Genomic DNA, 14,005 nt, shown 5'->3' with positions numbered 1-14,005 from the left:
CATGCGCACCACCTTGATCGTCGCGCGGCGCGAGCTTGCGGCCTATTTCGCCACCCCGGTCGCGTATGTGTTCATCGTCATCTTCCTGGTGATGCTGGGCGCGCTCACCTTCGCGGTCGGCAATTTCTTCGACCGCGGCCAGGCCGATCTCGCGCCCTTCTTCACCTTCCTTCCCTGGCTCTACCTGCTGCTGATCCCGGCGATCACGATGCGGCTCTGGGCCGAGGAGCGGCGGGCGGGCACGATCGAACTGCTGCTGACCCTGCCGGTGGCGATGTGGCAGGCGGTGCTCGGCAAGTTCCTGGCCGCGTGGGCCTTCGCCGCGATCGCGCTCGCGCTCACCTTCCCGATGGTGATCACCGTGAATGTGCTCGGCACGCCCGACAACGGCGTGATCCTGGCGGGCTATGCCGGGGCGCTGCTGATCGCCGCCTGCTATCTCGCGATCGGCGCGGCGCTGTCGGCAACCACCAAGAACCAGGTGATCGCCTTCGTGCTGGCGACCGCCGTGTGCTTCGTGTTCACCGTGTTCGGCAGCCCGGTGGTCGCCGGCTTCCTCGCCGACGCGATCCCGGCCGATGTGCTGGAGGCGGCGCGGCGGATCAGCCTGATCGGCCGCTACGAGAGCGTCACGCGCGGCGTGATCGCCGTGCGCGACCTCGTGTTCTTCGCGACCTTCATCGGCTTCTGGCTCTACGCCAACGCCGTGATCGTCGATCTCAGGAAGGCGGGCTGAACGATGGAAGGCGCGCCCAAGGTCGAGGCGACCGAACCGATGGCGGCGACGAAGCCGGCACGCGCGGCACCGCCGCGCCGGCTGCTCTCGGCCGTCGGACTGCTCGCCGCGCTGATCCTGGTGATCGGCGTCAATGTGCTGGCCGAGACGTTCCTGGCCCGCTACCGGATCGATCTGACCGAGCAGCGGCTCTACACCCTCTCCGACGGAACGAAGTCGGTGCTGCGCGCGATCCCGGAACCGATCACGATCCGGCTCTACTACTCCTCGCGGCTCGGGCGCGACATCCCGGTCTATGCCGCCTATGCCACGCGCGTGCGCGAACTGCTGCACGAGTACGCCGCGCTGGCGAACGGCCAGATCCGGCTGGAATTCTACGAACCCGAGCCGTTCAGCGAGGTCGAGGACCGGGCTCTCGCCTACGGGCTCCAGGGCGTGCCGGTCGATCAGTCGGGCGAGCAGGTGTTCTTCGGCCTTGCCGCCACCAACCTGCTGGACGAGGAGCGGATCATCCCGTTCTTCCAGCCCGAGCGCGAGCGGTTCCTGGAATACGACCTGACGCGGCTGGTGTTCGAGCTCTCGAACCCGCGCCGACCGAAGGTGGGCGTGATGACCGGCCTGCCGATGAACGGCGAGATGCGCGGGCCCATGGGCCGCCCCACCCCGCCCTGGGTGGTGATGACGCAGATGCGCCAGTTCCTCTCGGTGCAGGACGTCGCGCTCGATGCCGCCGAGATCCCCGCCGACATCGACGTGCTGATGGTCGCCCATCCGCAGAACCTGGGCGCGCAGACGCAGTACGCGATCGACCAGTTCGTGATGCGCGGCGGCAAGCTGATGCTGGTGCTCGACCCGCATTCCGAGGCGCAGGCCGCGCGCCCGGGTCCGGGCGGGATGCCGAACCGTGACACCGCCTCCGACCTGCCGCGCCTGCTGGAAGCCTGGGGCATCGCCTACGACAAGGACAAGGTGGCGGGCGACCTGCGCGGTGCCATGCGCGTGCGCGCCGGCGAGCGCGAGCGGGTGCAGGCGGTGGACTACGTCGCCTGGTTCACCGCTTCGGGCGGCCAGCAGATCAGCCGCGACAATCCGGCGACCGGGCAGCTCAACCAGGTGAGCTTCGCCTCCGCCGGGTTCCTCGCGAGGCGCGACGGCGCGACGATCGAGTTCGAGCCGCTCGTGACCACCTCGCCCGAGGCCGCGCCGATCCCGGCCGAGAAGGTGCGCGTGGAGCCGAACCCGACGCAGATTCTCGCCGAGTTCCGCCCCGGCAACGAACGGCTGGTGCTGGCGGCACGGGTGCGCGGCACACTCGCCTCCGCCTTCCCCGACGGCCCGCCCCCGGCCGAGGAGGGAGCGGAGGCGCCCACGCGGAGCCAGCCGCACCGTGCTCGGTCCGACGCGCCGGCCAATCTCGTCGTGATCGCCGACAGCGACATTCTCGAGGACCGGTTCTGGGTGCGGGTGCAGGACTTCTTCGGCCAGCAGGTCGCGACCCCGTTCGCCGACAACGGCGCGCTGGTGGTGAACCTGCTCGACACGCTCTCGGGATCGGACGCGCTGATCGGATTGCGCTCGCGCGGCGAGAGCCGCCGGCCCTTCGAGCTCGTGGAGGCGATGCGCCGCCAAGCGGAGGCGGAGTTCCGCGCCCGCGAGCAGGCCTTGCAGAAGCGGCTGGAGGAGACCGAGGCGAAGCTGCGCGAGCTCCGCCGCGGCACCGGCGAGGCCGGCCGCGCCGACCCCGTCCTGACCCCGGAGCAGCGCGCTGCGATCGAGGCCGCGCGCGCCGATATCCTCGAGACCCGGCGCGAACTGCGCGCGGTGCAGCGCGATCTGCGCCGCGAGATCGAGGGGCTCCAGACCACGCTGCGGCTCGCCAACATCGTCGCGGTGCCGGTGGTGGTGGCGCTGATCGCGATCGCGCTCGGGGTCTGGCGCATCCGCCGCCGCGCGCGTCGCGCCGAGGAGCCGCGCGAGGCCGCGGCGTGAGGAGGGCGTGATGAGGCGAGGCAGGCTCGTTCTGTTCGGTGCCGCGGCCCTGATCGGCGCGGCCGCGATCGGCGCGGCGGTCTGGCAGCGCGAGCCGCCGCGCACCGAGGCCGCGATCATCGACCGGCCTGTGTTCCCGGACATCACCCCGAGGCTCGCGAACGCGGCGCGGATCGAGGTGCGCCGCCACGACGGCACGGTAACCCTCGAGCGGCGCGACGGCGTCTGGGGCATCGCCGAGCGCAGCCACTACCCCGCGCGCGCGGAACGCGTGCGCGAAGTGTTCACGGGGCTCGCGGAGCTGCGCCTGATCGAGGAGCGCACCGGCAATCCCGACCTGTTCTCAAGGCTCGGGCTGGAGGATGTCACGGTCGCGGGCGGCACGAGCCAGCTCCTGACCGTGAAGGACGGCCAGGGGAACGTGATCGCCGAGCTGATCGTCGGGCGGCGGCGCATCCGCACCGCCGGCAACCTGCCCGAGGCGATCTATGTCCGCCGCCCGGGCGAGAACCGCAGCTATCTCGCCGAGGGCGCGCTCCGGCTCGACACCGACCCGATGCTCTGGGTCGACCGCGAGGTGATCGACGTCAAGCGCCAGCGGGTCGCGCGTGTCACGGCGCGGCGGGCCGGGGCGGACCCCGTTACCGTGGCGCGCGCCGATCCCGCCACCGAGCAGGCCGCGGTCGTCGATCCGCCGGAGGACTTCAAGCCCGAGCAGCACAAGGTCGATGACCTGCCGCGCGCGCTGGAATGGTTCAGCTTCAACGATGTGCGTCCGGCCGCCGACCTCGCCACGGCCGAGGAGGCGGGTGAGACGCGGCTCGTCACATTCGACGGGCTCACGGTCGCGATCCGCGTGGTGAAGGCCGACGACAAGCGCTGGGCGATCGTCTCGGCATCCTGGGCCGAACCCCCTGCCCCGCTCCCCGCGAACCCGCCCGAGCAGATGCTGACCCCCGAGGCCGCGCGCGCGGAAGCCGAGCGCCTCGCGCAGCGCCTCGCGCCTTGGGCGTTCCAGATCGCCGACTGGAAGGCCGATGTGCTGACCTACCGGCTCGAGGATCTGCGCGCGCCGCAGGAGAACCCATCCTGAGCGGCCGCGACTACCCCACCCTGCCGCGGGTCGGGGTCGGGGTGGTGCTGCTGCGCGGCGACACGGTGCTGCTGATCCGCCGCGGCAGGTCGCCGCGGCTCGGCGAGTGGTCGCTGCCCGGCGGCGCGCAGGAGCTCGGCGAGACCGTGCAGGAGACGGCGCGGCGCGAACTCGCCGAGGAGACCGGGCTCGCGCCGGCCGGCGGCTTCGTGCTGCTGGACGTCGTGGACTCGATCCAGCGCGACGCCGAGGGCCGCATCCGCTTCCACTACACGCTGGTGGATTTCGCCGCCGAGGCGGGACCGGGCGAGCCGGTGCCGGGCGACGACTGCGCCGGCGCCACCTGGGCGCCGCTCGCGGCGCTGCACGGCTTCGCGCTCTGGGAGCGCACGCTGGAGGTGATCGCGCGCGCCGCGCGGCTGCCGCGGCCCATCGGCTGAGCGATTGGCGCGGCGCTTGCTTCCGTCCGGCAAGACCGCCGGAGAGCCTCGCCGATGCCCCGTACCCACGCGACTCCACCCCCCGTATTGAACCGGGCCACGCTCGATGGGCTGCGCGCCGCGCTCGGGAATGACAGGGCGCAGGCGCTTGTCTGCCTGTTCCGTGGCGAGATGCATCGCCGGGTGGATGCGATCCTGCGCGGTCTCGACGCGCCGCCCATGGTTGCGCGCGAAGCCGACGCCCTGGCGGGTGCGGCCCGCTCGGTCGGCCTCGTCGCGCTCGGCGCCTCTGCCGAACAGCTCACCGATGCCGCCCGCCAAGGGCACACCGACGCGGTGGTTCATGCGACGGATGCGCTGCTCCGCGCCGTGCACGAGGCGCTGGCCGCGCTGCGTGACGCCGGCTACTCGCCGACCCCGGACAGCCCTGTGGCCGATCCCTCGCCCCAGGACGCGCGCTTGCGGTAGAGCGTCGACGGGCTGACGCCCAGATGGGCGGCGGCCTTGGCGATGTTGCCGCCGCAGAGCGCGATCGCGCGCTCGATCGCCTCGCGCTCGATCTCGGCGAGCGGGCGGATCAGCCGGTCCGCGCCTGCCGGCTCGGGCCTGGGCACGGCCGCGGGGGCCGGCTTGCGTATACCCGCGCCACGCACGACCTGGGCCGGAAGCATGGCCGCCTCCAGCACCTCGCCATCGTGCAGCACGACGGCGGTGCGGATCGCGTTCTCGAGCTCGCGCACATTGCCCGGCCAGTCGTGCGCGAGCAGGGCCGCGCGCGCATCCGCCGCCAGCCCGCGGAACCGCTTGCCCTCCTCGGTCGCGAACCGGGCGAGGAAGGCCTCGGCGATGCGCAGCATGTCGTCGCCGCGATCGCGGAGCGCCGGCAGCGCGATCGGGATCACATGCAGGCGGTAGTAGAGGTCCTCGCGGAACCGGCCCTCGCGCACCTCTTCCAGCGGATCGCGGTTGGTGGCGCAGACGAAGCGCACGTCCACCTGCTCCTCGCGCGCGGAGCCGACGCGCTGGAACCGCCCGGTCTGGATGAAGCGCAGCAGCTTGCCCTGGAGCGCGAGGTCGAGTTCGCACACCTCGTCGAGGAACAGCGTGCCGCCATCCGCCTGCGCGGCCGCGCCCAGCCGGTCGGCGAGCGCGCCGGTGAAGGCGCCGCGCACATGGCCGAACACCTCGGATTCCATCAGGTCGCGCGGGATCGCCGCGCAGTTCAGCGCGACGAAGGGTTTGTCGCGGCGGGGCGAGAGCTGATGGATCGCCTCGGCCGCCAGTTCCTTGCCGGTGCCGCTCTCGCCGGTGATGAACACGGTCGCGCGGCTGGCCGCGGCGTTCTCGATGATGCGGTAGACGGCCTGCATCGCCGCGGCCCCGCCGATGAAGCCGCAGAACGTCGTGCGGTCGGCGGCACAGCGCAGCGCCTCGACCTCGCGCGCGAGGCGGCGGCGTTCCAGCGCGTTCGCGACCGTCACGACCAGCCGCTCCTGCGCGAACGGCTTGGCGAGGAAGTCGCTGGCGCCCGCCTTCATCGCCGCGACCGCGACGGCGACCGAGCCATGGGCGGTGATCACGATCACCTCCGGCGCGGGCTTGCGGCTGCGGAACTCGCGCAGCAGGTCGAGACCGTCGGCATCCGGCAGATTGAGATCGAGCAGCACCGCGGCGGGGCGGCGGGTCGCGAACAGCGCGCGCGCCTCGGCCGCCGTTGCCGCATGCACGACCGTCCAGGGCGCCGTGCGCAGATAGGCACGATACACCTCGGCGAGCGAGCGCGTGTCCTCGACCAGCAGCACGGTGGGCCGATCGGCCAAACGGTCTCTCCCCGAGCCTTGATCGAGGCTAGCGGCGGGTTCGGCCATGCCTCAAGCCCGCCGCACGCGGCTGATCAGGATGAGCGTCAGCCCGGTCGCGACCAGCACCGGCCAGGCGGGCCACGTGAGGAAAGGCTGGATCACGTCCTCCCACAGCCCGGGTGAGATGCGGCGCTGGATGCCGGCCTGGAGCATGTTCAGCGAGGCGCGGTCGATCTCGAACCAGAGCTGGCCCAGCGGGATGAAGCTGTGGCCAGACGCGCCCACGGCCATCGTGGCCTCGCGCATGAGCGGCCAGAGGGCCAGCAGCACCAGCAGGGCGCCGAGCAGGCGCAGGATCAGCCGCACGACGCCCATGGCACGCTCACGCGAACAGCCGCTCGCCCGTCAGCCCGTCGTAGAGATGCGCGACATACTCGCCATAGCCGTTCCAGATCAGGGTCGGGCGGCGCTCGCCGGTGCCGAGCATCCGCTCGGTCGCCTGGCTCCAGCGCGGATGCGGCACCTCGGGGTTCACGTTGGCCCAGAACCCGTACTCGTTGCCTTGCAGCTTCTCCCAGAAGCTGACCGGGCGCTGGTCGGTGAAGGAGATGCGGACGATGCTCTTGGGCTGTTTGAAGCCGTATTTCCAGGGCGTGATCACGCGCAGCGGCGCGCCCATCTGCGGCGGCAGCGGCTTGCCGTAGATGCCGGTCACCATCAGCGAGAGCTCGTTCATCGCCTCGGCGATCGTGAGGCCGTCCTGGTAGGGCCAGGGATACCAGGTCTGGCGGAAGCCGGGGGCCACGCGCGCGTCCTGGAACGTGTCGAACACGATGTACTTCGCACTGCCGAGCGGCTCGGCCCAGCGCACCAGCTCGGCGAGCGGGAAGCCGGTCCAGGGCACGGCCATGGCCCAGGCCTCGACGCAGCGGAAGCGGTAGTGGCGCTCCTCGAGCGGGAAGCGGCGGATCAGCTCGTCGATGTCGACCGTGCGCGGGGTTGCGACCAGCCCGTCGATGGTGAGCGTCCAGGGGCGGAGCGGCAGGCGCTGGGCGGCCTGCCAGATGCCCTTGTGGCTGCCGAACTCGTAGAAGTTGTTGTAGGTGATCGCCTCGCGCGGCTCGGTCAGCGGACGGTCGAGCGTGTAGGTGCCGGTGCGCGTCGCCGGATAGAGATCGCGCGTCGGGTCGTTGCCGACCTGGGCCTCCCACCAGCCGATCGGGTCGCGCCCCTGGCCGAAGGCGGTGCGCAGCCCGAACGCACCGGCCGCGACCGTGCCCGCACCGAGCCCGAGCGCCGCAAGCACGCGCCGCCGGTCGAGCACGGCGGCTTCGGGCGTCAACGCATGCGCGGGCAAGTCCCAACCCCGGCGACGACGGATCGGCATGGCGGTCCCCTCCTGAGCGGCCTTGTTCGATATCGTCGGGACGTGGCCCGTGGTATCCTCACAAGGACTTGAGGTCGTTACGGCCGTGCGGGCGGAGGCTTCTCGTCGGGCGCCGCTGCGGCTGGTTCCTCGGGCAGGGGGGCAAGTCGGTAGCCCTGCACGCGCATGCAGAACGCGGTCATGTCCTGGATCGCCTCGAGTCGCGAGACACCCCAGCCGGGCGCGTAGCCGAAGCCGAGCCCCCAGCCGGGCCAGTACGGCCGCGGTCCCGGCCAGCCCCAGCCGCCATAGCCGAACCCGAAGGCGAAGCTGGGCGATCGGTTCACCTGCATGACCGCCTCTTCATGGCAGCGGCGCAGCACCTCGTCGCTGGCCCAGGCGCCATCCGCCTCGCGCTGCCAGCCATAGGGGCGGGTTGCGCAGCCGGAGAGGGTCAGCGCCGCGAGCAAGCCCACCATCAGCGTGTGCGACCGCCACATGATGCTCATCATAGCGCCTCCGCGTGTCGCGAAGATGGCCGCTCGCCGTGGCGCGATCCGGGACTCAGTGGTAGTGCAGATCCTTGGCCTTGCCGCCGAACACCAGCCAGGCGAGGACGGTGTAGCCGAGGATCACCGGCATCACGATCAGCGCACCGACGAGGATCAGCGTCAGGCTCTCCGGCGCCGCGGCCGCGTCGTAGAGCGTCAGCCGCTCGGGCACGACATAGGGGTAGAAGGACCACGCGAGGCCGGCGAAGGAGAGGCAGAACAGCCCCGTCGCACCCCAGAACGGCACGCTGTGCAGGGCGTCCCGCGGCAGCGGCATCTGGCGCAGCAAGGCCGCCAGCCCCAGGATCAGCGCGCCCGTGGCGAGCGGCAGCGGGGCCAGCAGCACCACGTAAGGGAACTCGAACCAGCGCGCGAAGATGCGCTCGCTCGCGAGTGGAGTCGCGATCGACACCGCGACGATGCCGGCCGCAACCGCCCACAGGCCCGACCGGGCCCAGCCGATGGCGCGGGACTGCAACGCGCCATCGGTGCGCCAGATCAGCCAGCACGCGCCGATGAACGCGTAGGCGATCGCCACCCCCACCGTGGCGAGCGCCGCGAAGGCCATGGCGGCGGGCGAGGTGTCGAAGCCGAGCACGTAGCGGCCGAGCATCCACCCCTGCGCCAGCGACGCGGTCAGCGAGCCCACGAAGAACAGCCGATCCCAGCGTCGCTTGTCCTCGGCAGTGGCGGCCTTGGCGCGGAACTCGAACGCGACCCCGCGCAGGATCAGCCCGGCCAGCATCGCCGCCACCGGCAGGTAGAGCGCAGTCAGGATCACGCCATGCGCCACCGGGAAGGCAACCAGCAGCAATCCGACGCCGAGCACGAGCCAGGTCTCGTTGGCATCCCAGAACGGGCCGATCGAGGCGACCATGCGGTCGCGCTCCGCCGGGTCGCGGGTGGCGCGGAGCAGGATGCCCACACCGAGATCGAACCCGTCGAGCACGACGTAGAGCAGCACCGAGAACGCCATCAACCCGGCGAACACGAGCGGCAGAAGATCCGGCGGCAGGAAGGGTGTCATCTGCGCCTGTCCGCCTTACGCCGGCTGCGCCACGGCCGTGGACGGCGATCGCGCCTCGCCTGAGTCCTTCCTCGCCAGCCGATAAAGCGTGACCACATAGGCCGTGAGAAGCCCGGCATAGAGCAGCAGATACATCGTCAGCGTGAGGGCGACGTTCCCGGCCGGCACCGGACCGACCGCCTCCGCCGTGGTCAGCACACCGTGCACCAGCCAGGGCTGGCGGCCGATCTCGGTGACGTACCAACCGGCGAGCGTGGCGATCCAGCCGGCGAAGGTCATGGGCACGAGCGCGCGCAGATACCAGCCCGGCAGGTCGCGCCGACGCCACAGAAGCCAGGCGCCGCCGAGCCCGAGCGCGATCATCGCGAGGCCGAGCCCCACCATCAGACGGAAGGCGTAGAACACCGGCGCCACCGGAGGGTGCTCGCCCACGAAATCATTCAGTCCCGGCACCACGCCAGCCGGGTCGTGCTTGAGGATCACGCTCGCGCCGGAGGGGATGGCGATCTCGAAGCGGTTCTCGCGCGCGGTCTCGTCCGGGATCGCGAAGAGCAGCAACGGCACGTTGCCGCGCGTCTCCCAGTTCCCTTCCATCGCCGCGACCTTCGCAGGCTGATGCTCGAGCGTGTTGAGCCCGTGCAGGTCGCCGACCACGAGCTGCGTCGGCGCCAGCACCGCGGCCAGCACGATGCCGGTGCGCAAGGTTGTCGCCACGGCGGCCGAACGGTCCCCGCGCAGCCGACGCCAGGCTGACATCCCCGCCATCAGGAAGGCAACCGTCAGGCCCGAGGCGATCAGCATGTGCGCGAGCCGATAGGGCATGGAGGGGTTGAAGATGATCGCCCACCAGTCGGTGGCGTGCGCGACCCCGTCGCGCAGCTCGAACCCCTGCGGCGTATGCATCCACGAATTGAGGACCAGGATCCAGAACGCGCTCATTGTCGTTCCGACGGCGACAAGCAGGGTTGCCAGCGTGTGCAGCCAGTTGGGCACGCGGCTCATGCCGAACAGCATGATCGCGACAAAGGTCGCTTCGAGGAAGAACGCGGTCAGCACCTCATAGGCAAGGAGAGGACCGGCGATGTTGCCGACGCGCTCCATGAAACCCGGCCAGTTCGTGCCGAACTGGAACGACATCGTGATGCCCGAGACGACGCCGAGCGCAAAGGACAGCGCGAACACCTTCACCCAGAACCGGTAGGCGTCGATCCAGCGCGTCTCGCCCGAGGCGTTGAAGCGCAGCTTGAAGTAGAGCAGCACCCAGCCGAGGGCGATCGTGATGACCGGGAACAGGATGTGGAAGGAGATGTTGGCGGCGAATTGGATGCGCGAGAGCAGAAGCGTGTCCATCCTCGGTCTCCGTCAGGCGCTGCGTCCGGATACGGCCAGGCCGACCACGCGATCCTTGAGCTCAAGCAGGCGCGTCACCCCGGCGCCGAGGGCCAGCAAGGCGACAAGGCGCTCATTCGGCAGGCGCTTCACCTCCTCGAACCATCCGGTCAGTTGCTCGATCATGTTGTGCATTGCGGCGATACGCCGCTGGGCATGACGCTCGGCGTCGCTGGTCGCCGGCTGCAGCAGCAGCTCGCGCAGCACCGTTAGCGTGGGATCCACCTCCCGCCGTTTCCGCTCCTCGGCAAGCGTGCGCAGGATCTGCCAGACATCGTCGGGGGTCACGAAGTGGTCGCGCCGGTCGCCCGGGACGTGGCGGACCGAGACCAGGTTCCAGGCCTGAAGTTCGCGCAGCGCCATCGAGACGTTCGACCGCGACACGCCCAGCGCCTCGACGATCGCGTCCGCATGCAGCGGTTCGGGGGCGAGGTAGAGCAGGGCATAGACCTGGCCGACGGTACGGTTGATGCCCCAGCGGCTGCCCATCTCGCCGAAATGCAGCACGAAGGCCTGGGTCAACGCTGGCAGGTTCACGGCCGGGACTCCGAAGAAGAATGGCTTCCGTCGTTTCAGGAATTCCTGAAATCCATATATGCGAAAACGCGCAGCATGCAAGCCACGGCGCGGCCTCGCAACGCGCCTCGCAATCTGCAAGCGGGCCACAGAAAAAGAAGGGGTCGCACCGAGGTGCGACCCCCCAAGGCAAGGTTGAGGAAGGCTTAGCTGCTGATGACGGGTTGCCCCATCCTCAGCGGGGCCTCTTGCAGCAACCCCGATGCCAAGTCGCGCGGGTCTAGTCCTCAGCATTCCGTGAGGCCGCCCCGGCCGGATCGATCAGTCCCTCCAGCCGCCGCGCCGCGAGCCGGGCGAAGCGCGCCAGCATCATCCGCCGCCGCGCGCCCGCCAGAGGGTGCGTGGGCGCCTCACGCAGCACCGCGCCGCCGAACGGGTCGGCCACGAGCAACCCGGCATCCTCGGGCAGCAAGCCCTGAGGGAACTCCGGATCGACGGCGAAGAACAGCCGGTCGCAGTACGTGCGGTATTCGTGCCACTTCGCATCCGAGAGGAAATCGCGCGCGCAGGACTTCACCTCCACGATCACGAAGCTGTCGTCCGGGGCGAGCACCAGCAAGTCCGCGCGCCGACCATGCGGCAACGCGACCTCCCGCAGCACGACGTGGCCGAGCGAGACGAACAGCCGCGCCGCGCCCTGCGTGACCGCGGCCGTGCGCAGTGCCGCCGCGTCCATCACGCTACTCGATCGCAACCGCGTACTCGAGCCGGGCGGTGCGGCTCACCCGATGTTCGACCGCGGTCCCGTCGAGACCGAAGGCGATGCGCAGGATGCGGAGGATCGGCGTGCCCGGCGCGACGCCGAGGCTGCGCGCCACGGGGATCGAAGCGGCTTCCGGCGAGACCCGATCCTCCGCCCGCGCGACCGTCACACCGCAGTCGCGCTGGTAGAGCACGTAGAGCTCCTCCGCGAGGTCCTGCCCGACGGGAACCTGCAACCGCGAGAACAGCGGCAAAGGGAGCGCGATCGTCTCGTGCACCAGCACGCGCGACCCGACGCGGCGCTCGCGCGTGAGCGCCAGCACCTCCGCCCCGCCAGCGAGCGCGAGCCCCCTCGCCTCCTCCGCCCGCGCGATCCGCTGCCGCGCGGTCAGCACGCGGCCCTTCGGCACGATGCGCGATCCGTCGGGCCCGACCAGGCGGAAGAAGCGGAACCGCGCACGGTCCGAGCTGTGGCGCAGCACCGCGGTGCCACGGCCCTGCCGCCGCTCGACCACGCCTTCCTGCACAAGCTCGTCGAGCGCGCGGCGCACCGTGCCGAGCGCCACGCCGAGGCTCGCGGCGAGGCGCTGCTCGGAGGGGAGGTAGTCGCCAGGAGGCCACTCGCCCGCGACGATCCGCCCGAGCAGATGGTCGTGGACCTGCTGGTAGAGAGGCCGGGCGGCGACGGCGGCGCCGGGATGGAGGTCATCGGGCATCATTGGTCTTATAAATGACCTAGGACCTGGATTGACAGGGGAATGTCGTCGCGCGCAGGATGCCATGGCCGGCATGCCTGCCGGCGGGGATCGTCCGACACGGGTCCGGACGCAGCGGGAAACAGCCAGGAACACGCATGAGCGCGCCGCACTTCCTTGTCCACGAGCATACCGACAATGTCGCCGTCGCCGTCCAGGAGGGCATCTCCGCCGGGCAGAAGGTCACGCTCTGGGTGATGGACACCGACGAGACGCTGGAGATGACCGTGCTGGACGCGATCCCGCTCGGCCACAAGCTGGCGCTCAAGGATCTCGCCGCGGGCGACACCGTGATCAAATACGACCACGATGTTGGCCGTATCGTCGCGCCGGTGAAGAAGGGCGGGCATGTGCACACGCACAACATGAAGACCAAGCGCTGGTGAGCGGAGACCCACGATGAACGCCTCGAACCTCTCCTTCATGGGCTACCGCCGCCAGAACGGCCGCGTGGGCATCCGCAACCACGTCGTCATCCTGCCGGTGGACGACATCTCCAACGCCGCCGCCGAGGCGGTGGCGAACAACATCGCCGGCACGCTCGCCATCCCGCACGCCTATGGCCGTCTCCAGTTCGGCGCCGATCTCGATCTGCACTTCCGCACGCTGATCGGCACCGGGCGCAACCCGAACGTCGCCGCGGTGGTGGTGATCGGCATCGAGCCGAAATGGACGCAGCGGGTGGTCGACGGCATCGCCTCGACCGGCAAGCCGGTCGAGGGGTTCTACATCGAGACCTACGGCGATCTGAAGACGATCGAGCGCGCGAGCCGCGTCGCCGCGCAGCTCGTCAAGGACGCAACCGAGCTTCAGCGCGAGAAATGCTCGATCAACGAGCTCTGGGTCTCCACCAAGTGCGGCGAGAGCGACACCACGACGGGGCTCGGTTCCTGCCCCACGGTCGGCAACTTCATCGACAAGCTCGATCCGCTCGGCATCACCTCCTGCTTCGGAGAGACGAGCGAACTGACGGGCGCCGAGGAGGTCTGCGCCTCCCGCGCCGCGTCGGACGAGGCGCGTGCCAAGTTCATGGCGACCTGGAACGCCTACAACGACATGATCAACCGTCACAAGACGAACGACCTGTCGGAAAGTCAGCCGACCGCGGGCAACATCGCCGGCGGACTCACCACGATCGAGGAGAAGGCGTTCGGCAATCTCCAGAAGATCGGCAAGAAGACGCGCTTCATCGACGTGCTCACCCCGGCCGAGGAGCCGCAGAAGGGTCCCGGCCTCTACTTCATGGACACCTCCTCGGCCGCCGCCGAGTGCGTCACGCTTCAGGCCGCCGGAGGCTTCGTCGTGCATCTGTTCCCGACCGGACAGGGCAACGTCATCGGCAATCCGATCGAGCCGGTGATCAAGATCACGGCGAACCCGCGCACCGTCCGCACCATGCCGGAGCACATCGATGTCGATGTCTCGGGCCTCTTGCGCCGGGAAATGACCGTCGAGGAGGCTGGTGACAGGCTGATCGAGCTGACGCTGCGCGTCTGCAACGGCCGCATGACCTGTGCCGAGGCGCTGAAGCATCGCGAGTACTCGCTGACACGGCTCTATCAGAGCGCGTAGTCTTTCG

16 protein-coding genes are annotated in these 14,005 nt (G+C 70.3%); 7 read left to right on the top strand and 9 right to left on the bottom strand.

Features of this window, described 5'->3' with window-relative positions; all coding sequences use genetic code 11:
- Position 1: 1 nt before the first annotated feature.
- From F563_RS0108520 to F563_RS0108500, 5 genes are read left to right on the top strand one after another with little or no spacing between them, the layout of a single operon-like run.
- The gene (locus F563_RS0108520) at positions 2–736 is read left to right on the top strand and encodes an ABC transporter permease subunit (protein ID WP_019014244.1); all 735 of its coding nucleotides are present in this window, start codon (positions 2–4) and stop codon (positions 734–736) included.
- A 3-nt stretch (positions 737–739) separates the two neighbouring features.
- On the top strand, positions 740–2,725 hold the full coding sequence (locus F563_RS0108515; protein WP_019014243.1) for a GldG family protein: 1,986 nt from the start codon (positions 740–742) through the stop codon (positions 2,723–2,725).
- Between the two features lie 10 nt (positions 2,726–2,735).
- Positions 2,736–3,818 (top strand): DUF4340 domain-containing protein, encoded by a 1,083-nt coding sequence (locus F563_RS22055; RefSeq protein WP_019014242.1) that lies wholly within the window; start codon positions 2,736–2,738, stop codon positions 3,816–3,818.
- Positions 3,819–3,862: 44 nt separating this feature from the next.
- Positions 3,863–4,258: an NUDIX hydrolase gene (locus F563_RS0108505; protein ID WP_245557111.1), complete on the top strand. Its 396-nt coding sequence runs from the start codon at positions 3,863–3,865 to the stop codon at positions 4,256–4,258.
- A gap of 54 nt (positions 4,259–4,312) precedes the next feature.
- Positions 4,313–4,726, top strand: coding sequence for an Hpt domain-containing protein (locus F563_RS0108500; RefSeq protein ID WP_084596464.1), 414 nt, complete (start codon positions 4,313–4,315; stop codon positions 4,724–4,726).
- Here F563_RS0108500 and F563_RS0108495 read toward each other — a convergent pair.
- From F563_RS0108495 to F563_RS0108455, 9 genes are all read right to left on the bottom strand, one after another.
- Positions 4,663–6,078 carry a sigma-54-dependent transcriptional regulator gene (locus F563_RS0108495; RefSeq protein WP_019014239.1) on the bottom strand — a complete coding sequence of 472 codons (1,416 nt, stop codon included), beginning with the start codon at positions 6,076–6,078 and terminating at the stop codon, positions 4,663–4,665. The genes F563_RS0108500 and F563_RS0108495 overlap by 64 nt on opposite strands.
- A gap of 51 nt (positions 6,079–6,129) precedes the next feature.
- Positions 6,130–6,435, bottom strand: a complete 306-nt coding sequence (locus tag F563_RS0108490) for a hypothetical protein (protein ID WP_019014238.1) — start codon at positions 6,433–6,435, stop codon at positions 6,130–6,132.
- A gap of 7 nt (positions 6,436–6,442) precedes the next feature.
- Positions 6,443–7,447: a protein-methionine-sulfoxide reductase catalytic subunit MsrP gene (gene msrP, locus F563_RS0108485; protein ID WP_019014237.1), complete on the bottom strand. Its 1,005-nt coding sequence runs from the start codon at positions 7,445–7,447 to the stop codon at positions 6,443–6,445.
- Positions 7,448–7,524: 77 nt separating this feature from the next.
- Entirely contained in the window at positions 7,525–7,935 is a 411-nt protein-coding gene (locus F563_RS25340) for a hypothetical protein (protein WP_211211408.1), read from the bottom strand.
- 55 nt (positions 7,936–7,990) lie between these two features.
- Positions 7,991–9,004: a cytochrome d ubiquinol oxidase subunit II gene (locus F563_RS0108475; RefSeq protein ID WP_019014235.1), complete on the bottom strand. Its 1,014-nt coding sequence runs from the start codon at positions 9,002–9,004 to the stop codon at positions 7,991–7,993.
- Between the two features lie 15 nt (positions 9,005–9,019).
- Entirely contained in the window at positions 9,020–10,354 is a 1,335-nt protein-coding gene (locus tag F563_RS0108470) for a cytochrome ubiquinol oxidase subunit I (RefSeq protein ID WP_019014234.1), read from the bottom strand.
- Between the two features lie 12 nt (positions 10,355–10,366).
- Complete coding sequence (locus F563_RS24765; RefSeq protein WP_019014233.1) at positions 10,367–10,930, bottom strand: GbsR/MarR family transcriptional regulator; 564 nt, start codon at positions 10,928–10,930, stop codon at positions 10,367–10,369.
- A 259-nt stretch (positions 10,931–11,189) separates the two neighbouring features.
- Positions 11,190–11,645: an MmcB family DNA repair protein gene (locus tag F563_RS22045; RefSeq protein ID WP_019014232.1), complete on the bottom strand. Its 456-nt coding sequence runs from the start codon at positions 11,643–11,645 to the stop codon at positions 11,190–11,192.
- A gap of 4 nt (positions 11,646–11,649) precedes the next feature.
- Complete coding sequence (locus F563_RS0108455; RefSeq protein ID WP_026299432.1) at positions 11,650–12,387, bottom strand: GntR family transcriptional regulator; 738 nt, start codon at positions 12,385–12,387, stop codon at positions 11,650–11,652.
- A gap of 137 nt (positions 12,388–12,524) precedes the next feature.
- Between F563_RS0108455 and F563_RS0108450 the strand changes: the two genes are divergently transcribed.
- Positions 12,525–12,812: a UxaA family hydrolase gene (locus F563_RS0108450; RefSeq protein WP_019014230.1), complete on the top strand. Its 288-nt coding sequence runs from the start codon at positions 12,525–12,527 to the stop codon at positions 12,810–12,812.
- Between the two features lie 13 nt (positions 12,813–12,825).
- Entirely contained in the window at positions 12,826–13,998 is a 1,173-nt protein-coding gene (locus F563_RS0108445) for a UxaA family hydrolase (RefSeq protein WP_019014229.1), read from the top strand.
- Positions 13,999–14,005 lie beyond the last annotated feature (7 nt).

The organism is Elioraea tepidiphila DSM 17972, from assembly GCF_000378465.1.
GTDB lineage: Bacteria > Pseudomonadota > Alphaproteobacteria > Acetobacterales > Acetobacteraceae > Elioraea > Elioraea tepidiphila.
The sequence above is the reverse complement of the archived record's forward strand: the minus strand, read 5'-3'. Positions and strand labels throughout refer to the sequence as shown.